This is a genomic window from Fictibacillus sp. B-59209, assembly GCF_036216745.1.
In the GTDB taxonomy this organism is placed as follows: Bacteria; Bacillota; Bacilli; order Bacillales; family Fictibacillaceae; genus Fictibacillus_C; species Fictibacillus_C marinisediminis.
Genome location: NZ_JARMMC010000002.1, coordinates 19,856 through 45,088 on the forward strand (window position 1 = coordinate 19,856; position 25,233 = coordinate 45,088).

Here is a 25,233-nt window from a genome sequence, read left to right on the forward strand (position 1 = left end):
AGGCTTCCCACACCTCACAAAAGCCGAAATGCCACGGTTTTAAGCGTATGTAGAACTATTTACTTATTTATTCATCAAAAACACTTCAAATCTTTCAAAAAAAGCTAAAAAACGCAGCATATGAGGAGCAAAATAAAAGCCACAGAAGAACACACCTTCTGTGGCACTTAACTTTATTTCACATGCAAAAACTTCACGCAAACCGGATAAGGAACGAACGCATCCGATTGTAAAAGCGTCAGTTTGCCTGTATTTTCGTCTCTTGAGAAAAGAACAAGGTTGCCGGATTCCTGATTGGAAGCCACGATAAATTTTCCGGAAGGATCGAGCATGAAATCACGCGGCCAGTCGCCTTCTGTCGGCGTACGGTCGACAAATGATAATTCGCCTGACTCCTCTTTCACGCTGAAGATTGCGATGCTGTTGTGTCCGCGGTTACCTGCGTAAACAAAACGGCCGTCGGAAGAAACATGAATCGCACTTCCTTGGTTGTTTTCCGTAAAATCTTCAGGAATGGTGGAGATGGACTGAAGGATCGAAAAGCTTCCATTTTCTTCGTTGTATGCCAATACAATGACTTCTGAACTAAACTCGGTCATAAGGTAAGCTATTTTGCCGTTCGGATGGAACTCGAGATGCCTCGGACCGCTCCCAGGCTTCACAGACAGGCTGCTCACCTCTTTTAGCTCTCCGTTATAGAGCTGATATGTGATGAGCTTGTCGATTCCAAGATCAACGACCGCTGCATATTTTTCATCCGGAGTAAAACCTGCATAGTGGGTGTGCGGCTTTTCCTGTCTTTCATCGGGGCCAGAACCTTCATGCTGGATAACGGAAGTTGCAGGGTGCACGCCTTTTCCTTGTTCGACCGCTAAACGCTCAACCGTTCCTCTGTGATAGTTCGCCGTCAGCACGTTGCGGTTTTCACGGTCCACACTGACATGGCAAGGAGAAGCTCCCTCTGTCAGCTGGCTGTTCAGCAGTGTCAGCCCTCTTGATTCATTGGTGATCGAGTAAGCAGCAACGCCTCCCATATCTCCGTCCTTTTTTACGGCATAAAGGTATTGATTGTCTTCACTGATCGTTAAGTATGTAGGATTCCCTAGTTGGGCTGCTGCTTTAATATCTGTAATTCTGCCTTCTTCTGTATCGAGCGTAAAAGAGTAGATACCTTTGCTTTCACCTTTAGTATAGGTTCCGATATAGCCTGAGTACTTTGTCATCGTGATGATCTCCTCTCTAAAATTCTGATTTCTTAAATTTTAACACAAGCAGTCACAAAGAAACCTGTTCGAACCCTTATTGTTCGCGCAAAAAAAGCATGATATTCATTCCGAATACCATGCTTGAAGGTTTTATTCGACCGCATCCTCTGCTGTCCAGGCTGCTTTTGTGAGCGATTTTTCGAGTTGTTTTACCGCTTTTTTGAAGGCTTCAGTGTCCTTTGCCTGCTGTGCTTCAACTAATGCCGGCAATGGCTGAGCAGCGTAACCGGTAGTGAGTCCCGGTGCAAAAATCTGATGCTTGAACCAGCTTCGGCTCGCAAGCCCCTGTTTACTGATCAGGTCACGCTCCTGCTGGATCAATGCGGAGTTCAGCTGTTTCCATTGCTTCGGCTTCCCTTTTCCGCTGTCCAGAAGGCCTTGGCTGTAAGTTTCCAGTCGATTCGAGGCTTCTTCCCACTCTTTCGCCTTTGCTTTTAAGCCGCCGATATCCACACCAAGTGTTCCGTCTTTCTCCACGTCAGCAAGCAGTTTTTGCACAGATTCCGCATACTCGGAGTATTGGAACGGAAGAACTTGTGCGTTGGCCAGCCTCAGGGCCATTAGACCGGTAAAACGTCCCGCTGCAGCCTGGTGTTTGTAGCCAGGGTCAAAAAACCGTTCCACGGAATCGGAATTATCGTAGGCACTGTGATAAAGGCCGCCCGCTGCACCAAAGCCGACATCAGCAGAAGGCACACCGAGATGCTGAAGAAAGGCCGTATAGTCTGAGCCGCTGCCCAACAAGTCGATCTCTTGTTCCTTGCCGTCGTTGCGGGCGAGCATGTCATCATAAACGGACAGACCTGATCGGGGTTCTGTGACCTTTTTGGCCACATCATAGATCAAAGGATTTAGAGAAGGCACAGCACCGGCACCGAAAAACTGTCCGGCGATGCCGTCCATGTTAATGTAAGCGACCGCATCCTTCGTCAGTTCCTTCTGGTGCTGTTCTGCGTATTCAGTGGAACCGAGCAGACCGTATTCTTCCCCATCCCAGCCTGCAAGAACAATCGTACGATCCGGGCGCCAGCCGTTTTCATACAGCTTGCCGAGGGAACGGGCCATCTCCATGATCGTGGACCAGCTGGAAATGTTATCACTTGCACCATACGTCCACGTGTCTCTATGGCCGCCGATGATGATTTTTTCATTCGGATACTTGGCTCCTTTAAACGTCACGGTAATATCATGAATCGGTTTTGTTTCATACTCAATATCAAGGTTAAGACGAACCTTGGACGCTTCATTCCCGAGGTGATATTTAAAAGGAAGGCCTCCCTGCCATGCTTTTGGCGCCTCTTTGCCGCCCATGGCCTGCAGCAGTCCTTGTGCCTCGCCGTAGGAGATCGGCGTTGTCGGGATTCTTGGCAGTGAATTGGCTTTATTGGCTTGGATTCGTTTCACACCGTCGACCGATGCTTTCCCAGGAGTCAGCGGATCGCCCGGGTAACGGTAGATATAGAGGATACTTCCGCGCTGGATGGCATCTTTCGGGCGCCACGGTCCATCAGGGTAAACCGGACCTTTGACATAGCCGTCATCTTTCGGATCGGAATAGATTAAAACGCCTTTCGCTCCGTATTGGGAGGCAAGATCCGGCTTTACGCCGCGGAAGTTTTTCCCGTAGCGGACGATGACGATCTTATCTTTGACCGATACGCCCTGCAGGGCCAGTTCTTTGAAGTCTTCAGGGGTTCCATAGTTGGCATATACAAGTTCTCCTTCCACATCGCCTGAAGGGGAATACGCGTTATAGCCTTCTACGACTTCGTTTTTAAAAGGCGTGCCTTTCTTTAAATCTTCGGTGACTTTGAGTTCTCGCTGAAACGGAGCGGTCTGGGTGATGGAGATGCTGTTGGGGTGGGATAGGTAGACATCGTACGTGTGGACCTTCGGCTTTAAGCCTGCTTTCTTCAGTTCGTTGAGCGCATATTGGACGCCGGCATCATTGCCCTTCGTGCCGACCAAAGCCGGACGTTTGCTTAGCGCTCTGCCGTACTTCTTGATCGAGTTTTCCTTTACACCGTTCTGGAATTTCGTTTCAAACTCTGTCTGCCATTGAGACTTGTCTTTCGCAAAACCTGTCAGATCCTCTTGCTTCGTCTGTGCGGATGCATGTGTGAAAGGCAGAGCTGCGGATGCCAAAAGTGCAAGCGCCATACTGCTTGCCAGGTACTTCTTCCTAAGTGAGCCGGAATTTTTACGTTTTCCCAATCCTAAAACCTCCCTCGCTTTTTGACTATATTAGTAGATGTCTGTAAATTCAGTCAATTTATTACGTACGAATTGGAAAAAAATGAATCATTGGTCTTGCGAGGGGGTAAATGTTTGGTGCCAGGCACCGCTTTTTGACATATGTCAAAAGACGGTGCCGAGTATAAAAAACGAATCTCTTTTTCAAGAGATTCGTTTTTTATTACATGGCACCATTTTGAAACATCTCTAGTTTTTCAGGAAGAAGCACAGCGCCCTTGGCAGATCGTCATTCCAGAAGATCCAGCGGTGCTCTTCGTCTTCCACATGATAATCAAGGGAAAGCTCTTTCTCCCCAAACACCTTCATCATGCTTTTGTTGCCGTCATAAATATGGGCGATTTCCCCGGTAACCGGCGACTTAAAGTTATTCTCCCGCTCACCGACGACCTGATAGATCTTCCAGTTCGGCTGCTGGATCTGCCGCCGTGCATCCTCCGCCATCTCGTCATCAAATGCGGCTGACTGCAGCATGAGGTGAGACCATATCTCCGGTTTTTTCATGGCGAGGTAAAGTGAGATGACACCAGCAAGCGAATCCCCGAGTGATCCCATTTTGACCACGTTCATATTGATGGCCTTCAGCTTCTGCTGTACATCCGGCAGCACTTCGTTATAAAAGAAATCAGTAAATGCCTCAAAATGCTTGCCGTTCGGATGGTAAACCTCTCTTCGCTGTGATGGAGATCCCGGGCTTACCGCTACCATGACGAGGTTCTTGGCGAGTTCAGGCTTTTCCTCCAGCAGCTTTTCAAACGTTTCCTGGAGTCCTCCGAGTTTCATGTAATAATAACCGTCCTGCACGAAGAGAAGCTGCACATCCCCTTCCTGAAGCTGATCAGAAAACAGCCACTTCACGTCAATCTCGCGGTTTAACTGGCTGCTGTGCATTCGATTTTCGTTGATTAATAGACTAATGGGTAACCCTCCTGACTGACTGCTCTGTTTTATCCAAGAATTATCATAGCATGAAAGGGCCTCGCAGTTAAATTGCCCTATGAAAAACAATTCAGGACAGGCAACAATGAGTTTTTTGAAAAAAGTGGTGAAAAATTCGCTTTTTCATGTTTTACAGACAGAATGAAGCGGCAAAAAGGGGAAAAACACCCTAATTCATCATAAAATTCGCGGCTGAGAGCGGTGGAAATGGGTTCCGAGCCTATATATTATTGATTTCTACATTATCGAAAACGGCAATTTTATTATCGATTCACTCCATTCGTTCTTTGAACATAAAAAAACAGCCGCGGTTAACTGTAAACACGGCTGTCTTTCATTCTATTCTCCTGCTCCCTCAACGGCTTTTTCTTTTTTAATAAAAAAGGTAAGTACAATTCCAATGAGAGAAAGAACAGAAATGACCATAAAGGCAATGTTCGCGCCATACATATCCGGATGAGCAATGTCAGGGAGATGCTTGGCCGTTTCTTCGGTCGTCGTCATCACCGTAACAAGGATCGCTGTACCAACAGATGCAGCAATCATCCTCATCGTATTATCCATGGCCGCTCCATGAGGAATGAGCCGTTTGGGCAGCTGATTTAACCCGGCGGTGGCTGCTGGCATCATGACCATGGACAAGCCGAACATGCGGACTCCATACAATACGGTGATATACGTGAACGATGTCGCCGGCCCTAAAAAGGAAAAGGCGAATGATGACACCGTAATGATGGTTAAGCCGGTTAGCGCCAGCCATTTCGCTCCGATCCGATCAAAGATCCTGCCCGTGATCGGTGACATCAGACCGGTGATCAAGGCACCTGGCAGCAGGGCCAGACCTGCTTCAAACGCTGTGAAGCCTCTCATGTTCTGCATAAACAACGGAATGATTGTTTCCGCTCCGATCAATCCCATAAAGGTGATCATTCCAATGGAAACAGTGATTGGGAAGATTCCTTTCGTGAAGACACGGAACTCAAGCATCGGGTGTTTCAAGCGCAGCTGCCTTGTAATAAACAGCACGAGTGCTGCTGCACCCACCAAGAGGGAGATCACCGTACTCTTCGCCGTCCATCCGTAATTGCCTGCGCACGTAAATCCATACAGCAGACCTCCGAAACCAACCGAAGACAAAACGATGGAGAGAACATCCACTTTCGGTTTCGTCACTTCTGTCACGTTTTTCAAAGCAAAATAGGCGATCAAAATATCAATAAGTGCGATCGGTAAGATGATAAAAAACAGAACTCTCCATGAATAATGAGAGGTTACCCAGCCTGATAAAGCGGGACCGATCGCTGGTGCAAAGGATATGACGAGACCGATTAATCCCATGGCTGCGCCGCGCTTATGCACAGGGAAAATCATTAAAAATACAGTTTGCATCAGCGGAAGCATGACCCCTGCACCGCTCGACTGGATGACCCTCCCAAGCAGCAATGTCTCAAAATTAGGGGCGAATCCAGCCACTAATGTACCAAAAGCAAATACGCTCATGGCGGTGATAAAAAGCTGCCTCGTTGAAAAGCGTTCCAATAAAAAAGCACTGACAGGAATCATGATCCCGTTCACGAGCATGAAGACGGTAGTCAGCCACTGGGCGCTGTTTGCTGTAATATGCATCTCTTTCATAACTGGCGGTATCGCTGTGATCATAAGAGTTTGGTTCAATATGGCGATAAAAGATCCGGCGAGCAGGAGCGCTACGATGGTTGACTGTTTATAACTTGATGTTTCCATTCCTTTTTTGAGCCTCATTCCCTATTATAGTTATAATTGTCTTCATCTTACCTTAAACGTTTACGTATAGCTATTGAGCCGACTTTCTTTTTTGCGGTGCCAGGCACCGGCTTTTGACATATGTCAAAAAGCGGTGCCTGGCACCCTCAAACGTCCGAACAAAAAACCACCCTGCTTTGCCGCCGGGCAGAACAGGGTGGTTTTCACTTCGTTACTTCGTCTGTCTTACTTCACTGTCACTTTCACAGCTTTGCTTTCGCGTTTAGCGATGTCGGTTACGGTTACGTAAAGGACAGTGCCTTTCTTTTGTTTCTTGATGCTGGCTTTAAAGGTTCCTTTTGCGCTTACTTTTGTTGAAGAGATGACCTTTTTGGCTTTGTCTTTCACTTTGATCGTTCCGTTGGCTACTGCTCTGCCCGTTACTGCGGTGGATTTCGTCGTTACTTTGTCCACTTTTGGCATATCAGGAGCCGGAGCTTTTCCTACCACTGCTTTCAGGGCTGTTTTTTCAGATCCTGAAGCGTTGGCAATCTCAACGTGGAGCACTTGGCCTGCTTTTTGAACCGGAATTTTAACGGCAAATGTTCCTAACGCGGGTACCGTTGTTTTTCCAAGCACTTTCTTGCCGTTCTTCACGGTAACTTTAGAGCCTTTCGCTGCGATACCGGAAAGGGTGTTCAGATTATCAAGAACCGGGTTCACTTTTGCGTTGAGTTTAACCGCACTAAGTGCACTGAACGCGTCCAGTCTTCCCCATCCTGATGCTTCATCATAGCCTGGAACCGGTTTTGGTCCTTCTTCATATTGGTCATCCGGCTTATCGACTTCGCCAAAGGCAATGTCATCCGCACTCTGTGTTAGAACTCTTTCAATATCTTTTGCTTTTAAGCGCGGGTTCTCAGACAGCAAGAGCCCTGCAACCGCTGCAACGTGCGGTGTGGCCATGGACGTTCCTGACATATACGTGACGTTTCCGTTAGGCACAAGACTTGGAATGTTGGAGCCGGGTGCTACGAGATCAAGTCCTTTGCCATAGTTGGAATAGTCGCCCACAACATCCATATCATTTGTTGCGCCAACACCGATCGCGTATTTTGAAGAACCTGGATAGCCGACCATGGAATCGCCGTCGTTTCCAGTCGCTGCAACAATGGTCGCACCTTTGTCAGAAGCATATTTCATCGCATATTCAAGCACACGGCTGTATTCGCCGCCAAGGCTAAGGTTGATGACCTTTGCCCCTTTATCTGCTGCGTATTTAATTCCCTTTGCGATCTGTTCGGTATCCCCGGAGCCAGAAGCGTCTAGAACTTTAACCGGAAGAATTTGTGCGTTCGGGTTGATTCCTGTCATGGAGTAGCCATTGTCTGCTGCTGCAGCGATGATGCCGGACACGTGAGTACCGTGGCCCATATCATCCAATGGAGCCTCACCAGATGTGACAAAATTTTTCCCGAGGTCAGCACGTACTTTGTCTTTCAAATCAGCGAGGGTATAATCTACCCCGGTATCAACAACCGCGATCAGTGAGCTGTTCAGGTTTGATTGATCTGCGAGCTTTTTCATCGGTTCAAAATTGATGTCTGCTCCTGCAGCACCTTCATTTTTTCCTGTATTCTTCAGTGACCATTGATCGTTGTACTGAACATCATTGGACATGGAGTGATAATGCTGAACAGGTTCAACAAATTCTACGCCCGGCAGCTTTGCAAGCTTTGCCGCTGCTGCTTTTACTGACGCTGCTCCACTTTTTGATGTGGCGCTGTATTTGCCTGAATCATCTGCTCCATCCATGTTCACCACATATATGCTGCCAAGAATTTTATCTTCGGATTTGAATGCCGATTTTGCAGCTGATTCGATGCCATAGGTTTGAAGCTTGTTGTTTAGTGACTTGCTGGTATAGCCGTCTTTCATTTTAACAATAAGCTTGCTGGACATTTCTTTTGTGCTTTGCGGAACGAGTTCTGCTTTTCCTAATAGATCAGACAGTCTCTCCCCTGCAAGCGAAGAAACGCCTACCTGCTTGCCGATTTTTTCGATATCGTCCTTATAAGCATCAGGAGAGGCTTTCAGCACAATATCATAAAGTTCCTTAATCGAGTTCTGGTCTTTGCTGGAGAGGACATACGTGCTTTGTGCACCGTTCTCTGCCAGTTCATTAAATAAAGGTTTTAGAGCTACAAGATTGTTGTACACATCTTGGCGAAGATCCTTGCTGAACACCATCTTTACTACGAGGAATGGTGCGGTATTGTAATAGAGGGAGGAAAGAGATCTGCCTTCCTCTGTCTTTGACAGCAAGCCGTCACGCAGCTGGCGAAGCTGTGTTAAAAGCGCTTTTCCAGATTTCTGCTGGCCGGCACTCATTTCTACCGGGCATTCTTCTTCCCCGGCTGACTCAACAGATGGCGGAAGTTTAACTCCTTTATATCCGAGTGAGTAATTTGCTTTTTTCGGCTCAGCAGAAGCCGGCGGATCCTCAGGTGTTTCGGTATCTTCACCGAGGTATTCCACCTTTATGTAATAAGGTCCCTGCCATGCATACGGCACGTCCAGTTTTACCGGTTTGTCAGGTGTTTCGGTCGTTGTAAAGCCGCGATACATGCTAAATGTTTCATCATTTCCTGCTTTTTCAATGCTTGGATATACGGAAATGTTTAAATTTGCATCACTAGTTAATGAGATTCGCATATGAGAATCTTTTTGAATATCCTCTTGATTCGGTGTAATCTTGTACCATTGTGTTTGTTCAGGCTGGTCGAACGTTCCATCCACCGTTTGATCTTTCTCGAGCGGTGCCGCTTTTTCAAGGGACGAGCCGCCTTCTGCCTTCGCTACACGTGCTGCCGCTGGTGAAAACATGCCTGCGATCAGCGCGAATACAAGTAATAAGGCCGTCATACTCGATGTCTTTCTCATTCTCATTTTGATGCCTCCTTGGGTTATGGTCAAAAAAAGAAAAGGGCCTGTTTCGTCCATAACGCTATTTAAACACATTCAGCAGATTAATAGGTAAAATCTTCTAAAATTAACAGAAAAGCATTCTATCGGCCTACTTAAAAAGCTTCAGTTGCCGTAAAACGGTAATTATTTCCTACTCTGTTACCAAAACTAGCAAACCATATTTTTTATAAAAATTTACATTCTCGTCATTGAGGATCCGCTCAGTCCCCTTTCATTGATTTTTATGGGAAAATTTGCTTTAGTTAAATAAAGAATCATAACAAGAATGACGGAAGATCCGCCAAAGAAAGGAAACGATCATCTTGTTTATTACGTTAACCATGCTCGTCATCGGACTGATCTGCGGTTTTGTCGGCGTCGGCGGAGCAGGTTTTATCATCGCTATATTGGTGCTTTTTCATATTCCGATCCACACCGCGCTCGGCACATCGCTTGCCGCCATGGCCTTTACAACACTGTCAGGAGCCTACAGCCATTTGAGGGAAGGAAACATATCGCTCAAGGCCGGCGTTTGGACAGGCGGATTTGGAGCCATCGCTGCTTTCTTCGGTTCCAGGCTGTCCTCCCTCATCCCCAGTGAACATCTGCATTATTTGACAGCTGGCATGCTGTTCCTGTCAGCAATCTTGTTTATTTTGCGTTTCTTTATGATGAAGCGCAAAGTAGAGGAAGTCATCGATGAAACGCTGGGCTACCCTACCTTGCTGGTAAAAGCGCTCCTGCTCGGTATGACAACCGGGCTTTTATCCGGAGCGTTCGGCATCGGTTCTGCCCCGTTCATTCAGATCGGGCTCATGCTGCTGTTCGGGCTGTCCATCCGCCAATCGATCGGAACAACGATGCTCGTTATTCTGCCGATCGCGGCTGGCGGCGGGTTTGGGTACATTATGGAAGGCTATCTTGATTTAATGCTGCTGTTTCAGGTGCTGGCCGGTACGATGGCTGGTGCTTACCTTGGCGCCAAACTGACGAAGTTTGCTCCGAAACCCGTGCTGAAGACTGCGATGGTTGCCACGCCGGTGGTCGCTGCGCTGCTGATTTTGTTTGAGTAGATTGGTTTTTGGGGAAACGAAGTGCCGAAGAGGGCTTTTTTGAAGCGTTTTGCTTCAATTAAGCGCTCTTTTTTTGTTTTGGAGCGCAGAAATCTGATTAGCATTCGTAAAAAGCATGCGAAACAGGGAGATAACGTAGTGGATCTAGAAAGCCTTCGGAGTTTTTTTCAGGAATACACGCCGATTGGGTTAAAATACGCGCGAATCTTCTCGTTTTACGATCCAATCTTCCCAAAATACACGCCAATCTAAAAAAATAGAGTGCTGCTCGCACTCTATTTTTTATTTTAAAGGATTGCAGTGCTTCATCGCTCCAACGCGAAGGGATATTTCTGAAATGCTGTTAACGCGATTGTGATTCCTAGAGGTTAGCGCCAGTTTTCACCCCTGAAATAAAGCTCCATGACGATTTATTATCGAAATTAGCTTTTTATTATCGAAAAAGCAATTTTATTATCGAAAACCTCCATTTTATTATCGATCCGTTTATACGCGACACCATTCGACAAGTTTTGGCACAATCATTTCCGCAGCAACCTACCATCTCCACCAAAAAAAAGGCGGCCCTCAAGGAACCCCCTCTTTCTTCTTCTATATTAACTTGCTGACATCGAGATAGCCTTTTCCTTGCGTATTCCTCGGCAATCCCCAGTCTTCAGCACTATTAAGCAGCTTTTCTTTTACTTCGTCAGGCGTCAGTTCCGGATTTTGCTGGAGAACGAGCGCTGCCACACCCGCACAGATCGGTGTTGCCATGGAAGTGCCGGAAAGTGAGAAGTAATTCTCGGCTACACGGCTGCTCTTAGAAACCTTGTCCAAGTAAGAACCCGGCGAACGCAGTGAAACAATATTGACGCCCGGTGTCAGAAGGTCTGGCTTTGTTATTCCGTCAATCGTAGGACCTCTGCTGGAAAAATCGGCAGGAATATCATCCGTGCGTTCAATCGTATTTTGATCGTCCATCGCGCCGACCGTAATGACTTTCGGGCTGATTCCTGGACTGGAAATCGTTTTTTCATCTGGTCCTTCGTTGCCGGCAGCGATACAGACAACGATCCCTTGTTTCCAGGCTTCTTCTACTATTTTTACAACAGGATCTTCAGCAGCTGGCTGAGTCGCCTGGCTTCCAAGCGACATGGAGATAATTTTAATCCCATACTTCTCTTTATTATCCATGCACCATTGCACACCCGCAATAACGGTGGACAATGAACCAGAGCCCGTCTTATTCAGCACTTTTACGCCTACAATGTTCGCTTCAGGCGCAGGTCCCTTGTATTTTCCATCTGACAAGTAGCCGTTTCCTGCTGCATCCCCCGCACAGTGTGTACCATGCCCGTTATCATCATAGGTTTCTGTTTTCTGGTTGACTAAATCTTTGAACGCTACAATACGTTCTTTTAGGTCGGCATGAGGATAGACTCCCGTATCAACAACCGCAATCGCCACGCCTTTTCCGGTAACTCCGGATGAGTTCAGCACATCCGCCCGAATAGAAGGTGAAGCCTTGTCCAGCAACGCTTTTACTTCTCGGTCATGATGTATTTTTTTAATATGAGTGCAGTTATTTAAAAGATCTTCTATTGCATTGGCCGTTAATGTCGCAGCACAAAAAGGAATGCTTGTGAACTGATGATGGACCGCACACTTGCGATGTCCTGAAACGGTCTGATGGACTTGTTCCAGCCCTAAAGAGCATGCGTCACCATCTTCATAAAACTCAATGAGCACCGGCAGTTTACTTCTCTTTTTCAATCGATTTTCAAGCAAGCTGTGAAGAAAACAAGGAACTTTTTGAAACGGCCGATATAAATTTACGAGCTGTAAACGCATTGACCGGTCCAGCTTATTGGCATGCTGGCGAACCATTTTTATCATAGAAAAACCAAACACCGTTTTTCCCCCTTTGTTTAGAAGTTGTACTATTCTATGAAAAGTACTGGAAAGGGAAACGGTGTTTGTCCTGGCTTTTACTAGATTTGTCGAAAATGATAGAAGCACCCTTATGTAAGTAGAGCGCCGGACGGGACTTTGTCCCATCCATCCGCTCAGCGGTGATGACGAGCCCTCGAGGGTTCATCTCAGCAACAGTATGAATTTCAATAAAAAGGACAGCTCCTTGGAAGAGCTGCCTCAATTATGCTTGTTATCTACTTTTTAGAGGGGGCCTTATCCTTCGGCCCGTGCCCGATACCGCGCAGGATTTGCAGGAGAATGTAGATCCCGCGGTTGATCTCAGGGTCGCGCAGTGCTTTCAGCAATCCGAAGAACCCTACATTTTTCACTGCGGGCACTTCTGTTCCTTCTTCCTTTTCCTTCCTCGTATACCGGGCTGTGAGGTGGTCGATGCCTTCAAGATTCAGCATGCCGAGCAATTCTATTAATCGGGTGGCATTATGCAGGATGGTAGAATTCGGTTTTTGATTGGCTTCATACGCAATGTTCCCCATGATGTGCTGCTGTTGGGAGATCATCGCATTCAGTATGGACATGTTGCCGGTCTCATGCAGCAAAGAGGAGAATCGGATCGTCTCCAGCATCGCCTCCTTGTTATCCGACAAGGCATCCAGCAGTTCGTTCAGATTGTCTTCTCGTATTTTTTCCTTTGGTATCTCCATGCGTTTGATGTCCTTGATCCGCTCAGCCATCTTGTCTAACCTCCTTGCTTCCAGGGTAAATATAGTCTTTTCGATCCCACTTCTTCTGGACGTTCACGCCCGGCTGGGGATTGCGGTGCCCGCGTCTGTAATTGAACAGAGGCAGCGGCGAATTGCCCTTCTTCTCCAGCACCTCCACTTTTGCCGGAATCTCTTTGTAAGCCGGGGTGTTCGTATCTTTATCCGTATCGTTGTTCGTTAAATAGTTGATGGCGCTCTTGCCGTTGTCATTAAGCGGCAGGTACATCTCGTTTCCGAACACTTCAGGGGAAACATGCACACGGGCTACCGTTTCACCTGAAGGGTTTTCCATCCGAATGGTCGAGCCTTCTTCCATTCCATATTTTTCAGCGGCTTCTTCGGATACAGCGATCCATGAGTTCGGCACTTTCTTGCGGATGCCTTCTGTATGGTACGTCATGTTGCCTTCATGAAAATGCTCGAGGATCCGGCCGTTATTAATATGAAAGTTATGTTCTTCCGTCGTACGATAATGGTGGACGAATTCCAAAGGATGCAGTCTCGCCTTTCCGTCATCAAAATGAAAACCTTCCGTATAAAGAAGCGGTGTATCCTTTCCATCCTCACTGACCGGCCATTGCAGACTCTTGAATCCTTCGAGGCGTTCGTAGCTTACACCTGCAAACATAGGCACGAGGCTTGCTGCTTCCGCCATGATGTCGGCAGGAGAAGAATAGTTCCAGTCAAAGCCCATTTCTTTTGCTATCTCACAATAGATTTCCCAGTCCGGCTTGGATTCGCCAAGCGGGCTTAACGCCGGGTACAAGCGCTGAATCCTTCGTTCTGTATTCGTAAACGTCCCTTCTTTTTCAAGGCTTGGAGAGGCTGGCAAAACAACATCCGCGTACTGTGCGGTATTCGTTAAAAACATTTCTTGTACGACGAAAAAGTCCAGCTTCTCAAAAGCATTGGTCACATAGTTGATATTGGAATCCACGACACCCATATCCTCGCCGGTCACGTACAGGGCTTTGAGCTTGCCGTCATGTATGCCCTGCACCATCTCATGGTTGTCCATTCCTTTTTCTCTCGGCAGGTCGACACCCCACGCTTTTTCAAACTTTGCAGCGACTTCATCATCCGTTACCTTCTGATACCCCGGGAGCGTGTCCGGCATGCTTCCAAAATCACTCGCACCCTGCACATTGTTGTGGCCGCGCAGCGGATAGGCTCCGGTTCCCGGACGGCCATAGTTGCCCGTCACGAGCAAAAGATTGGAGATGGCGGTCGATGTATCAGAACCGATTTGGTGCTGGGTCACGCCCATCGCCCAGCAGATGCATGTTTTATCTGAATTGGCGATTGCTTCTGCCGTTTGGATCAGAACCTCCTTAGAGATCCCGGTGATTTCTTCCGCCATTCCAAGGGTAAAAGGCTGCAGGCTTTCTAAATATTCTGCATAACCGTTCACCTTTCCAGATAAAAATTCTTTATCATGCCATCCCTGGTCAATGATGTATTTCGTGACCGCGGAAAGCCAGACGAGGTCTGTCCCAGGATTCGGATGAATGTAAAGATCGGCCCGCTCCGCCATCTCATGTTTGCGAAGATCGGCTACGATCAATTTTTGGCCAAACAGCTTATGGGCACGTTTGATTTTTGAAGCGAGAACAGGATGGGCTTCTGCTGTATTGGAACCAACAATGATGACAAGCTCCGCGTTTTCAAGGTCCTTCATGGAACCGGCGTCACCGCCATAGCCGACGGTCCGCTGTAGACCCATCGTAGCTGGAGACTGGCAGTAGCGTGAGCAATTGTCAATGTTATTCGTGCCGATGACCTGTCGGGCCAGCTTTTGGATCAGGTAGGATTCCTCGTTCGTCGCTTTGGAAGAAGCAATGAAAGCCAGCGCATCCGGTCCGTGTTTTTCTTTGCTCTCTTTAAACTTTTCCGTGATCAGACTGATCGCTTCGTCCCATTCGACTTCTTTAAAATATTCTCCGTCACGGACGAGCGGCCGGGTCAGGCGGGCCTCACTGTTGATATGGCCCCAGCCGAATTTCCCTTTGATGCAAGAGGAGATGCCGTTGGCCGGAGCTTCCTCTACCGGTTCGATTTTCAGGATCTCCCGGTCTTTTGTCCACACCTCAAAGCTGCAGCCTACTCCGCAGTAAGTACAAACGGTCTTCGTCTTTTCGATCCGGTCTTCCCTCATCTTCGCTTCAGAGTCTGAAACGGCGAACAGCGGGCCAAAACCTGTCTCCGCCTCCTTTGTCACTTCGATCATGGAACGCAGATAATCAGGACGGATATCCGTCAGAAAACCCGCTTGCCCCTGCATGCTGTTCTCCATTAAGGCGTTGCACGGACAGACCGTGACACATTGTCCGCAGCTGACACAGGAGGATTCCTCAATCGGTACATTGTCATCCCAAATAACCCTCGGCTGCATGAGATCCCAGTCGATCGAAAGGGTTTCATTGACCTCAACCGTCTGGCACACCTCCACACATCTACCGCACAGGATACACTGATCCGGGTCATACCGGTAAAACTGTCCGTGGTCTATGTCATATTCCTTCGGCTTAAACTCCTTAATCTGATGCTCGAGGCCCATATCTTTGACCGTGTTATGAAGGGTGCAATCTCCATTATTATTGTCACAGACCGTACAATACAGTTCATGGTTCTCCAGGATATTATCCATTGCATTGAACTGTGCTTCTTTTACCTCAGGAGTGCTCGTCCTGATGTCCATCCCTTCCTCCAAAAACGTCCCGCAGCCTCTTTTTACCTCGCCGTTTACAAGTACGGCACACGTATCGCACGTTTCGATGCTTCCCAGGCTTTCATGGTAGCAGACGTGAGGAATTTCAATGTTCTTATCAAGCAGGAGCTGAAGAACCGTCTGTCCTTGATCTGCCTGGTACTGCTCTCCGTTTACAATGGCTGAAACCTCTTTTTTCATGAAACTCCTCCTTTTTTGTATAGCTTATGTGGCTTTTGAGAGCAGTGGATTTCCGTTTTGGGTGGCTCGCTTTCCGCGGGGCGTGCGGTAAGCCCCACGGCGCAAGCGCCTTTGGGTCTTACCTGTCACGCTCGTCCCGCTGGAGTCTCGCACCCTTCACTACAATCCACTTGGCATTGAAGACTATCAAAAAATTGTTTTCGTAAGTACATTTTTGTTCCTGAAAACAGTGAATCACTGTTTCGGGATGCTCGCTTTTTACAGGGTTACAAAACTTTTATCATGAAATTATAAAATGTAAATAACTAACCTAGTGAATTAAATTGCAGTAAATGCAAAGGAAAATGATAAGCCAGATGGTTCACCTCACTCTTCCCGGATTGGTTAGTCTGCACCTATCCTTGTTTCATTTCCCTCATTAACGAACGCGATAAACTATTTAAACGTAAAAATTATGATGATTAACGTCAATGTAAGAGTTCAACGTTTTATTCTGGGCAAAGAGGGGATTAAACACATAAAAGACCGTTTACATACAGGCAGCTGCCTGCCACTCTTTGCTGCTTCTAAGATCCCGCCTCCATTCAGCTGAAAGGAGTTCCTATGAAAAAAATCTTGTATTTGTTCAGCAGTTTCTGCCTTCTTTTTATATCCGGCTGTTCCTCGATCGATGTGCTGAATCCGAAAGGAAGCCAGGGTAACGAACAACTCTCCTTAATTAAGCTGAGCATTTATATTATGATGCTCGTCATTATCGTCGTTGTTGCTCTCTTCATCTGGTTTGTCTATAAGTACAGAGCAAGGCCAGGCCATCAACCCTTCCCCCGCCAGGAAAACCGCAATAAAAAACTGGAGATCACGTGGACCGTGCTTCCATTCATCCTCCTCTTCATACTTGCCGTTCCAATGGTGAAGAGTGTATTTGGTGAAGCACAAAAAGACAATTCCGACGCCATGAAAATAAAGGTTACAGCGAGTGAATTCTGGTGGAAATTCGAATACCCGGGAGTGGGTATCGTCACCTCTCAGGAGCTTCACCTTCTAAAGGATCAACGCGTGGTCCTCGAACTTCATTCCAAGGATGTCATCCATTCGTTCTGGGTGCCGCAGCTTGGCGGCAAGCAGGACCTCATTCCCGGACGGACAAACAAACTCGCCATCACACCAGAGAAAATCGGCACCTATCAAGGGAAGTGTGCAGAATTTTGCGGGACCGGCCATTCTTACATGCGGTTTACCGTTAAAGTGGACAGCAAACAAGATTATGAAAAATGGCTGGATCACATGAAGAAAGACCAAAGCAGCGGCCAAAAGCTCAGTGCTGACGAGACTGAAGGCAGAAAGCTCTTTGGTAAGAACTGTTTAAGCTGCCATGCAACAAGCGGATTAACTGGAGCTGACAAAAAAGGTCCGAATCTGGCTGACTTTGGTGACCGGGACCATGTGGCAGGAGTGTTAAAAAATACTCCGCCAAATCTCAAACAGTGGCTGAAGGATCCTGAAAAAGTAAAACCAGGCTCACATATGCCAAAACCTGAAGGGCTCAGCGAACACGACTACAGAGCGCTTTCCCACTACCTGCAGACACTCAAAAAATGAGTCATCCAGTAACGAAGGGGGTCCAACATGTCGATACCGTTTTTCAACACACACATCAAACTTGCTTCTGATATTATAGCGGCAGACCTTTCAATCATCGTCATGATGATCACAGCACTTGTTTTTCTTACCGTCGCGAAAAAATGGAAAGCCCTCTGGATGTTGATTCGGACGACCGATCATCGTAAAATCGGGATTCTGTATATCGCTTTTGGGTTTCTATTTTTCCTGCGCGCCGGCCTTGATGCCATGCTCATGCGAACCCAGCTCGCTTTTCCGGACTTCCATTTTTGGGTCTTTCATGGCGAAAAGTACAATCAAGTCATGACGACTCATGGTACGCTCATGATCTTTTTTGTCGCCATGCCTTTCCTGATCGGACTGATGAACATCGCTGTTCCACTGCAGATCGGGACACGGGATATGGCGTTTCCTTTCTTTAATTCCCTAAGCATGTGGCTGTTCGTAATAGGCGGTGTGCTCATTAATTTGAGCTTTGTTTTGGGCGGTGCCCCTTCCGCTGGCTGGACCTCGTACGTCCCCCTTGCCGCGGATAAGGATATTGCCGGAAACGGAACAGCCTTTTATGCAATGGGCTTGCAGGTATCTGGAATTGGAACGATCATGACTGCCATCAATTTCATCGTCACGATCTTGAAGAACAGGGCACCCGGCATGGGATTCATGAAAATTCCTCTGTTCACGTGGTCCGCTCTGATTACCTCGATTCTCATTCTGTTGGCTTTTCCGGCATTAAGCGCCGCCCTGATCATCCTTATTTTTGATAATCAGTTCGGAACTCAAGCTTATGACGGAGGAAGCGGAAGCCCGGTACTTTGGCAGCACTTATTCTGGGCGTTCGGCCACCCGGAGGTCTACATTGTCATTCTGCCGGCATTCGGTATTTTTTCCGAGGTGATCGGCACCTTTTCATCCAAACGAATCTTTGGCTATTCCTCCATGGTCTTGTCCATGCTCGTCATCGGCTTTTTAAGCTTCATGGTCTGGATTCACCACATGTTTACAGTAGGGCTCGGACCGCTCGCAAACGTTGTGTTTGGAATCACCTCCATGCTGATCGCCGTTCCGACGGGAATTAAAATCTTTAACTGGCTGTTCACATTGCGGGGCGGCTCGATCCGCTTTTCGACGGCCATGCTGTTTTCTCTCGCCTTCATACCGTCCTTTGTAATCGGTGGTGTAACCGGGGTGATGCAGGCTGTCGTTCCTGCAGACTATCAATATCATGATTCCTATTTTGTTGTAGCCCATCTTCATTACGTCATGATCGCAGGTACGATATTCGGGGCCTTTTCAGGCTTTTATTATTGGTGGCCCAAAATGTTCGGCTATATTTTGGATGAAAAGATCGGCAAATGGCAGGCATGGACCTTTATCATCGGCTTTCATGTCACCTTCTTTCCGATGCACATTTCGGGCTTGAAGGGCATGCCGCGGAGAACCTTCACCTACCTGCCCGAAGACGGCTTGTTTGAGCTCAATTTCATCAGTACGATGGGCGCCTACTTAATGGGCATCAGCGTTCTGCTGTTTGCTTGGAATCTTTTCTTCAGTTATCGAAAAAAAGAGAAAAAAAGCGTTGCCGATCCATGGAACGGCCGGACGTTAGAGTGGGCGGTCTCCTCGCCTTCCTCCCACATGCGCTGGCCGCGTGCCCCGCTCGTCCGGGATCTTGAAGCCTTCTGGCATGAAAAAGAACGGGGAGACGGCACGCTGATTCCTTCTGCGAAAGAAGAGAGTCAAATCTTTGTAGAGAAACCGACCATCTTGCCTGTCCTTCTCAGCGGCGGTTTTTTCACCCTTTCATTCGGGCTTATTTTTGAAGTTCTGTGGATTGCAGTCATTGGAGCGGTGGGAATTCTCTTGCTGATGGGCTGGCGGTCGATTTCTTTTGAGCGGAACATCAAGCTGTACACAAGCAAACAGCTGGAGAAAGCTATCAGAAAGGAGGAAGGATAAATGGGTATGGAGACGACGGTGCAGGAGACGGCCGAAAGTGTTGTTGAACATCATTCCCAAAGAAAGACAGCGATGTTTCTTTTCATTTGTGCGGAAGCCGTTATCTTCGGCTGTTTGTTTGCAACCTATTTTGTCATGCTGCATCACCAGGGTAACGGGCCAGGTCCTAACGAGTTCTTTCATTTTAAAAAAATCATCCTTCCCACTGTCCTGCTCGTGTCCAGCAGCCTGACCTGGTACTTTGCCGATGAAACACTGCGGATGAGAGAAAGCGGCAAAGCGCTGATGTTTACAGCCATTACTGCCGCGCTCGCTCTCGGGTTCCTTAGTTTAGAAGTGTTGGAGTTTCTGCAGAATGTGAGTGACGGAAACACGCTGTCTCGAAGTCCATTCGTGTCCTCCTATTATCTGCTGGTCGGACTGCACGGCTGCCACGTCCTGTTTGGAGTCTTGTGGATGGGTCTCCTGCTGATGCATGTGAAGACAAAAGGTGATACCGAAGCGAACCGAGGCCGCTTTGCTTCGTTTGGGATCTACTGGCATTTCGTCGATTATGTTTGGGTGTTTATTTTCATTCTGCTATATGGATTAGGGGAGTTTTTGTAAGAAAAAGCCCGTCCCACTGCGAAAAAGCGGGTCGGGCTTTTGTTATTTAGTAGATTACGGATGTTTGCTTTAGCGTATGACTCGTTTTACTGGCGGGAATGAGAAATTTACTGGCCAAATTGTCATATTTACTAGCCAAAATCAGAAAATACTGGCCAAAACAGAGGATTTACTGGCCAAATTGGAATTATGGTAAACTAGCGGTCGGCCTTTGTCACTCTATCCCTCGCAATCCCTCAAAACAGCACTTTACCTGGTTATCGCAGAATAATTTTTTTCAATCTCAGTAAGCTCGACTCTCCTGCCCTCTTTATGAGAGAGTGCGGCCGCTTCGTTCACTAGCGTCAAATTACGAATGTCCTCTTTGGTTATGGCAGGAGCCGTATTGTTCGTAATCGCGGCCACCCATTGCTCCATCGCTGAAGGCAAAGTTTTAGGCAGCTGATCGGACATGATGACGCCTTCTTTTTCCACACGGTCGCTGATCAGCTCTCTCGGTTCGCGGTTCTCGATCAGCAGTGTGCCTTCGGTTCCGTAAAGCTCGAGCTGATCCGGGCATCCGTAGGAAAGGAATCCGGTCTCAATGGTTCCGAGCGCGCCTGATTCAAACTCAACGATGACAACTGCATTGTCATCTACGTCATGGCGGTTGGTCTGCTGCAGGCGTGCCGTCACCGCTTTTACTTTTCCGCCCAAGCGGTTGGAAAGATAGATGGGATGCGCTCCAAGGTCGATGAGTGCCCCTCCGCCTGCCTCTTCTTTGTTAAAAAATTGCCCAGGCAGCCAGCCATGCTGGCTTTCTTCTGTCGGGACAGCACCATGATGGGCTACTCGGCAGCGTACCGACGTCAGATTCCCGAGACAGCCCTCGTCCAATATTTTTTGCGCGTAAAGGTAGAATCGTTCTGTAAGCCTCGGCAAGGAAACCATCAGCTGAACGCCTGCCTCCTCCACCGCTGAAAAGATTTCATCGCACTCTTTCACTGTTGGAGCCAGCACTTTTTCCGTAAAAATGTGCTTGCCATGCCTTGCAGCAGCGGTGATGATCTCGGTATGAGCGGTGGTTGGCGTCGTCACAATGACCCCCTGCACGGAAGGATTGGAGAGCACTTTTTCCAGATCGGCTTCAAAAGGCACACCAAGCTCTTGAGCCCACTGTTCGCCCCGTTCGCTGTTTTCATCCCAAACGACGCTGATCGTAATGTCCTTGTTCTCGCTTGCTTCCTTCGCGTAATCCTTCGCATGAACATGCCATTTGCTTAATAGTGCCACATTGATCATCTATTCCAGCTCCCTTTTATGTATGGATTAGTATAAGACCCTTATTTCCCGATAAAGCAGTCTTGAAAACTTGGCGGCCATTTTTACCGGTCGATTTCCTTCAGCCACTTCTCCACTTTTACGAAAAGGAGGATGATGAACAGGAGCATCACTCCCATTGTGGCAAACACCCCTGCCTGCTCGTTTTTGATCAGCAGGCTGAGTACTCCGCCGATGACAGCCATCGCTGCACCGTATTTCATCATAAGACCCGCACTGTATGTATTGGCCTCGTTCCAGAGCTTCTCATTTTTCATGGAACGGAACGTGCGATAGCCGTACAGTGGATTGATTTTGGTCGGCGGCTTCACTTTCATGATAATTCCAGCTAAAACAAAGATTACACCAATCAGAAGACTGAAAAGCAGGTTGGCCATCATCATCTTCTCCCCTTTTCTTTTTCCCTAAAAATACCATATGTTCATCGATAATGCTTCTTTTTTTTTGTTGTTTGAGCGTGGGGGTGATGGGTCGCCAGTTTACGTAATCCAGTTTTGGTGGGTTAATGTGCGATTCTGGCGGGTAAAATTCTCATTTCGGCGGGTAAATCGGTTATGTCCGCGGGTAAACACTGCAAAACGGCGGGTAAACCCATATTTCCCACCCGATAAAAAAGGATGACGCCCGCCAAGGCGCCATCGTTTTCTCTTTTATCTAACTTTCGCTACAATCTTGCCCTTCACGTGGCGTTCGGACAGACGCACAAGCGCTTCTGGAACTTCCTCTAGTGAAACGGTCTCTTTCAGCATGGAATCAAGCTTTCCTTCTGCCATCAGCTTGAGCATTTCGTCACCCATGACGGCGAGGTCTTTTTCTGAGCGCTCGTCGTTGGACTGATGGGCCGCACCTAAAGCGATCTCGTGGTAAGAAACCACTTTGGTGAACGGCGTAATTTTTGTAAAATCAGGTGCTCCGGCAATGTAGACGATGTGCCCCATGAAGGCGAGCAAGTCCAGAGAATCTGTCGCGCTTTGGCGGCTTACCGCATCCACTACGGCATCAACTCCGCGCCCGTTCGTGATCTCCATTACTTTCGCTTTAATGTCTTCGTTTCGGTAGTCGATGACATGATCAGCACCAAGCGATTTTACATAGTCATGATTGTGGCTTGATGCGGTCGAGATGACTGTTTTGCCTGCGAGTTTGGCCATTTGAACACCAAATCCGCCGACACCGCCTGCTCCGCCGTGAATGAAGATCGTTTCCACTTGATCCAACGGCAGCTTGCGGAAGAGGGATTGGTAAGCGGTATATCCTGCCGTTGGAATGGCCGCTGCATCCTCAAATGAAACGTTTTCTGGAATGCGGGAAACGGTATGTGCGGTGACAACCGTATATTCTGCGTACCCGCCTTTTTTCGTAAGATCACCATGATAGACGACGCGGTCACCTTTTTTCCATTGAGTCACGCCTTCACCTGTTTCCACGACCACACCCGCTGTATCCAGCCCAAGTATATGAGGATACGTCCAGTTTGGGTTTCCGTTGGTAGCTGTTTTATAATCGACCGGGTTCAAACCGACGGCGTGAACCTCGATGAGCAGTTCCCCTTTTTTCGGTTTCGGGGTTTCGATTTCCTCTACCTTCATGTTCTTCCATTGATTTTTATCGTGTAAAAGCAATGCTTTCATAGCTATTCGCTCCTTTATAGATTAAGACTTCTATAGCTTTCCTTGCACGGTATATAATATATACTGGTTTCACTGAAAACAAGGCACCATTTTGTAACCTGGACTAGATGTAAGGAGGACTTCAAATGAAACAGCTTCACCCTGAATATACGTGTGCCATCGATCTTGTCATCGACATCATCGGGGGCAAGTGGAAGGTTTTAATTTTATGGAACTTAAACGAAGGACCGAAACGGTTTAACGAGCTGAAACGTTCGATGCCGGAGATCACCCAGAAAATGCTCACCCAGCAGCTGAAAGAACTTCAGGAACATGGCTTAGTCAGCCGAACAGCATTAGGATGTGGAATACGCCACCACTGACATGGGAAAAAAGCTGCAGCCTGTCCTTTTTGAAATGTGCAAGTGGGGCGATGAGTTTGCGGAACAAAATCAGATTACGATGAGCCGCTGCTGGACAACCTATGATTTCATGAGTAAATAATTGTTGACGTCAGATTTGTTTTCATGTTAATTTGTATATGCAAATGAAAGGGATGGATGACCGTGAGCGAAGAAGAACAAGTACTGATGCATTGTTTATATTTTACTGCCAGCCGTTTTGCACGCAACATTACAAAGCTGGCCGAAAAAACGCTGGACGGCGGAGATCTCGCTCCCTCTTATTTGTACATGATCATGATTGTGAAATTTAACCCGGAGATCACCCAGAAAGAGCTGTGCAGCAAGCTGTCGATCGCTCCATCAACAAGCACGAGGTTTATCGATAAGCTCGAAAAACAAATGCTCGTAAACAGAAAGGTTGACGGCAAAGAAACGCATATTTCGCTGACGGAAGAAGGGGAAAAGGTCTACGATCGTTTCCGCGCTTCGTTAAAAGAGATGTTTGCCAGCTATTCCGGCGTGCTGGGCAAAGACTTCAGCCTGGATTTAAGCAAAAGGCTTCACGATGCGAGCAACAAGCTTGAAAAAGAGCATTAAAAATTTTTACATGTTCATTTGTATATACAAACATTTTTCAAGGAGGTTGGATGGATGACTGAAAAAGTGATCGTTATCGTCGGTGCAGGCCCTGGGATCAGTATGGGAGCGGCGAAAAGGTTTGGACGTGAAGGGTTTAAAGTCGCACTTATCGCAAGAAGGCTTGAAGTACTTCAGGAGTATGAAAAAGAACTACGAACTGCCGGGATTGAAGCAAAAGGATTTCCTGGTGATGTTTCCTCGGAAGTAAGCTTAAAAACGGCGATTTCTGCTGTCGTTGATACGTTTGGCCGAATTGACGTACTGCTTTACAATGCTGCTTCCGGCAAGCCTGGAAAGCCTACAGAACTAACAGCTGAATACCTTGTCCGTGATTTTAAAATCAGTGTGGCCGGGGCATTACTAAGCGTGAAAGAAGTCCTGCCGCATATGGAAAACGGATCCATTCTGCTGACTGGCGGCGGACTGGCGCTTGATCCATACGCGGATTATGCCTCTCTGGCCATCGGAAAAGCAGGGATCCGAAACCTGGCATACAGCCTAAGCCAGGAATTAAGTGCTAAAGGCATCTATGTTGGAACCTTGACGGTTAAAGGGTTTGTTAAAAAAGGAACACCGTTTTCACCAGAACATATCGCAGACACTTTTTACACGATGAACCAAGAGCGCTCTGAGACAGAAGTCGCTTTTGAAGGAAAATAAAAAGACCCCAGGAGGAAATCAAATGAAAACTTTAGTTATTGCCGCTCACCCAAATATGGAAGGATCACTTGTAAACAAAACATGGATGAATCGTCTTCGTGACGAAGAGGATGTAACGGTTCATGAATTATATGCTGCCTATCCTGATGGAAATATTGACATGGAGCGTGAACAAGAGCTTTTGCTGGCGCATGACCGCATCGTCTTCCAATTCCCGCTCTACTGGTACAGCAGCCCTGCTTTATTAAAAGAATGGCAGGATGTTGTTTTGACTTACGGATGGGCTTACGGCGCTGAAGGCACTAAATTGCACGGCAAGGAATTCATGCTTGCGATCTCAACCGGCGGACCGGAAGAAGCGTATCAAGCAGGAGGCTACAATAACTACAGCCTTAGTGAACTGCTGAAGCCGTTCCAGGCGACTGCCAACCTGACTGGCATGCGTTACCTCCCTGTCTTCAAAATACAGGGCGTTCGCATGTTAAATGAAGCGCAAGTGAAAGAAAGCGCTGAAGCGTTGGCAGCTCAAATTAAAGCTCAGTTTTAATTGATATGGTGCCAGGCACCCCTTTTTGACATATGTCAAAGAGCGGTGCCTGGCACCATTTTT

General features: G+C 47.5%; 20 protein-coding genes. 9 read left to right on the forward strand and 11 right to left on the reverse strand.

The genetic code is table 11. From position 1 onward, the window contains the following. Nucleotides 1-173 precede the first annotated feature (173 nt). From P4361_RS00550 to P4361_RS00570, 5 genes are all read right to left on the reverse strand, one after another. Entirely contained in the window at nt 174-1,223 is a 1,050-nt protein-coding gene (locus P4361_RS00550; RefSeq protein WP_328087780.1) for a lactonase family protein, read from the reverse strand. 132 nt (nt 1,224-1,355) lie between these two features. Continuing rightward, a complete protein-coding gene (locus P4361_RS00555) occupies nt 1,356-3,479 on the reverse strand; it encodes a M28 family metallopeptidase (RefSeq protein ID WP_328087782.1) in 2,124 nt (707 codons plus the stop codon). A gap of 228 nt (nt 3,480-3,707) precedes the next feature. After that, nucleotides 3,708-4,409 carry an alpha/beta hydrolase gene (locus P4361_RS00560; RefSeq protein WP_328087784.1) on the reverse strand — a complete coding sequence of 234 codons (702 nt, stop codon included), beginning with the start codon at nt 4,407-4,409 and terminating at the stop codon, nt 3,708-3,710. A gap of 387 nt (nt 4,410-4,796) precedes the next feature. Continuing rightward, nucleotides 4,797-6,200, reverse strand: coding sequence for a DHA2 family efflux MFS transporter permease subunit (locus tag P4361_RS00565; RefSeq protein WP_091010228.1), 1,404 nt, complete (start codon nt 6,198-6,200; stop codon nt 4,797-4,799). Nucleotides 6,201-6,425: 225 nt separating this feature from the next. Beyond that, complete coding sequence (locus tag P4361_RS00570) at nt 6,426-9,128, reverse strand: S8 family peptidase (protein ID WP_328087788.1); 2,703 nt, start codon at nt 9,126-9,128, stop codon at nt 6,426-6,428. A 341-nt stretch (nt 9,129-9,469) separates the two neighbouring features. Here P4361_RS00570 and P4361_RS00575 point away from each other — a divergent pair, with 341 nt between their 5' ends. Further along, a complete protein-coding gene (locus P4361_RS00575) occupies nt 9,470-10,219 on the forward strand; it encodes a sulfite exporter TauE/SafE family protein (RefSeq protein ID WP_062237137.1) in 750 nt (249 codons plus the stop codon). A gap of 591 nt (nt 10,220-10,810) precedes the next feature. On the opposite strand, the gene P4361_RS00580 is transcribed toward P4361_RS00575, so the two are convergent. The 3 genes from P4361_RS00580 to fdhF all read right to left on the reverse strand — a co-directional run bounded on the left by P4361_RS00580 (nt 10,811) and on the right by fdhF (nt 15,805). After that, on the reverse strand, nt 10,811-12,112 hold the full coding sequence (locus P4361_RS00580; protein ID WP_328087790.1) for a S8 family peptidase: 1,302 nt from the start codon (nt 12,110-12,112) through the stop codon (nt 10,811-10,813). 257 nt (nt 12,113-12,369) lie between these two features. Continuing rightward, a complete protein-coding gene (locus P4361_RS00585; RefSeq protein ID WP_328087793.1) occupies nt 12,370-12,867 on the reverse strand; it encodes a DUF1641 domain-containing protein in 498 nt (165 codons plus the stop codon). Continuing rightward, complete coding sequence (gene fdhF / locus P4361_RS00590) at nt 12,860-15,805, reverse strand: formate dehydrogenase subunit alpha (protein WP_328087795.1); 2,946 nt, start codon at nt 15,803-15,805, stop codon at nt 12,860-12,862. Before fdhF ends, P4361_RS00585 begins: the two co-directional genes overlap by 8 nt. 603 nt (nt 15,806-16,408) lie before the next feature. On the opposite strand from fdhF, the gene coxB reads away from it, so the two are divergent. Genes coxB through P4361_RS00605 form a run of 3 tightly spaced genes read left to right on the forward strand, consistent with a single transcriptional unit; the run spans nt 16,409 to nt 19,990 of the window. Further along, on the forward strand, nt 16,409-17,404 hold the full coding sequence (gene coxB, locus P4361_RS00595; RefSeq protein ID WP_328087797.1) for a cytochrome c oxidase subunit II: 996 nt from the start codon (nt 16,409-16,411) through the stop codon (nt 17,402-17,404). A 27-nt stretch (nt 17,405-17,431) separates the two neighbouring features. After that, nucleotides 17,432-19,384: a cytochrome c oxidase subunit I gene (locus tag P4361_RS00600; RefSeq protein WP_328087798.1), complete on the forward strand. Its 1,953-nt coding sequence runs from the start codon at nt 17,432-17,434 to the stop codon at nt 19,382-19,384. Next, nucleotides 19,385-19,990: a cytochrome c oxidase subunit 3 gene (locus P4361_RS00605; RefSeq protein ID WP_328087799.1), complete on the forward strand. Its 606-nt coding sequence runs from the start codon at nt 19,385-19,387 to the stop codon at nt 19,988-19,990. 249 nt (nt 19,991-20,239) lie between these two features. Here the strand turns inward: P4361_RS00605 and P4361_RS00610 are convergent, their stop codons facing one another. The 3 genes from P4361_RS00610 to P4361_RS00620 form a co-directional block, all read right to left on the reverse strand. Beyond that, nucleotides 20,240-21,271: a Gfo/Idh/MocA family oxidoreductase gene (locus P4361_RS00610; protein ID WP_328087801.1), complete on the reverse strand. Its 1,032-nt coding sequence runs from the start codon at nt 21,269-21,271 to the stop codon at nt 20,240-20,242. Nucleotides 21,272-21,354: 83 nt separating this feature from the next. Continuing rightward, entirely contained in the window at nt 21,355-21,693 is a 339-nt protein-coding gene (locus P4361_RS00615) for an SdpI family protein (RefSeq protein WP_328087803.1), read from the reverse strand. Nucleotides 21,694-21,960: 267 nt separating this feature from the next. Further along, nucleotides 21,961-22,941: a zinc-binding dehydrogenase gene (locus P4361_RS00620; RefSeq protein WP_328087805.1), complete on the reverse strand. Its 981-nt coding sequence runs from the start codon at nt 22,939-22,941 to the stop codon at nt 21,961-21,963. 125 nt (nt 22,942-23,066) lie between these two features. Here P4361_RS00620 and P4361_RS00625 point away from each other — a divergent pair, with 125 nt between their 5' ends. The 5 genes from P4361_RS00625 (at nt 23,067) to P4361_RS00645 (ending at nt 25,170) form a co-directional block, all read left to right on the forward strand. Then, on the forward strand, nt 23,067-23,303 hold the full coding sequence (locus P4361_RS00625) for a helix-turn-helix domain-containing protein (protein ID WP_328087807.1): 237 nt from the start codon (nt 23,067-23,069) through the stop codon (nt 23,301-23,303). A gap of 1 nt (nt 23,304) precedes the next feature. Next, complete coding sequence (locus tag P4361_RS00630) at nt 23,305-23,424, forward strand: hypothetical protein (RefSeq protein ID WP_328087808.1); 120 nt, start codon at nt 23,305-23,307, stop codon at nt 23,422-23,424. Between the two features lie 62 nt (nt 23,425-23,486). Next, nucleotides 23,487-23,921, forward strand: a complete 435-nt coding sequence (locus tag P4361_RS00635) for a MarR family winged helix-turn-helix transcriptional regulator (RefSeq protein WP_328087809.1) — start codon at nt 23,487-23,489, stop codon at nt 23,919-23,921. 54 nt (nt 23,922-23,975) lie between these two features. Continuing rightward, nucleotides 23,976-24,623 carry an SDR family NAD(P)-dependent oxidoreductase gene (locus tag P4361_RS00640; protein WP_328087812.1) on the forward strand — a complete coding sequence of 216 codons (648 nt, stop codon included), beginning with the start codon at nt 23,976-23,978 and terminating at the stop codon, nt 24,621-24,623. Between the two features lie 22 nt (nt 24,624-24,645). Then, nucleotides 24,646-25,170 (forward strand): NAD(P)H-dependent oxidoreductase, encoded by a 525-nt coding sequence (locus tag P4361_RS00645; protein ID WP_328087814.1) that lies wholly within the window; start codon nt 24,646-24,648, stop codon nt 25,168-25,170. The last annotated feature ends 63 nt before the right edge of the window (nt 25,171-25,233 follow it).

Excerpts from the sequence above, each read along its gene's own strand:
- P4361_RS00550 (WP_328087780.1), bottom strand. The coding sequence starts at position 1,223 with ATGACAAAGTACTCAGGCTATATCGGAACCTATACTAAAGGTGAAAGC.
- P4361_RS00560 (WP_328087784.1), bottom strand. The coding sequence starts at position 4,409 with ATGCACAGCAGCCAGTTAAACCGCGAGATTGACGTGAAGTGGCTGTTT.
- P4361_RS00565 (WP_091010228.1), bottom strand. The coding sequence starts at position 6,200 with ATGGAAACATCAAGTTATAAACAGTCAACCATCGTAGCGCTCCTGCTC.
- P4361_RS00570 (WP_328087788.1), bottom strand. The coding sequence starts at position 9,128 with ATGAGAATGAGAAAGACATCGAGTATGACGGCCTTATTACTTGTATTC.
- P4361_RS00585 (WP_328087793.1), bottom strand. The coding sequence starts at position 12,867 with ATGGCTGAGCGGATCAAGGACATCAAACGCATGGAGATACCAAAGGAA.
- fdhF (WP_328087795.1), bottom strand. The coding sequence starts at position 15,805 with ATGAAAAAAGAGGTTTCAGCCATTGTAAACGGAGAGCAGTACCAGGCA.
- coxB (WP_328087797.1), top strand. The coding sequence starts at position 16,409 with ATGAAAAAAATCTTGTATTTGTTCAGCAGTTTCTGCCTTCTTTTTATA.
- P4361_RS00600 (WP_328087798.1), top strand. The coding sequence starts at position 17,432 with ATGTCGATACCGTTTTTCAACACACACATCAAACTTGCTTCTGATATT.
- P4361_RS00605 (WP_328087799.1), top strand. The coding sequence starts at position 19,385 with ATGGGTATGGAGACGACGGTGCAGGAGACGGCCGAAAGTGTTGTTGAA.
- P4361_RS00610 (WP_328087801.1), bottom strand. The coding sequence starts at position 21,271 with ATGATCAATGTGGCACTATTAAGCAAATGGCATGTTCATGCGAAGGAT.
- P4361_RS00615 (WP_328087803.1), bottom strand. The coding sequence starts at position 21,693 with ATGATGATGGCCAACCTGCTTTTCAGTCTTCTGATTGGTGTAATCTTT.
- P4361_RS00620 (WP_328087805.1), bottom strand. The coding sequence starts at position 22,941 with ATGAAAGCATTGCTTTTACACGATAAAAATCAATGGAAGAACATGAAG.
- P4361_RS00625 (WP_328087807.1), top strand. The coding sequence starts at position 23,067 with ATGAAACAGCTTCACCCTGAATATACGTGTGCCATCGATCTTGTCATC.
- P4361_RS00630 (WP_328087808.1), top strand. The coding sequence starts at position 23,305 with ATGGGAAAAAAGCTGCAGCCTGTCCTTTTTGAAATGTGCAAGTGGGGC.
- P4361_RS00640 (WP_328087812.1), top strand. The coding sequence starts at position 23,976 with ATGACTGAAAAAGTGATCGTTATCGTCGGTGCAGGCCCTGGGATCAGT.
- P4361_RS00645 (WP_328087814.1), top strand. The coding sequence starts at position 24,646 with ATGAAAACTTTAGTTATTGCCGCTCACCCAAATATGGAAGGATCACTT.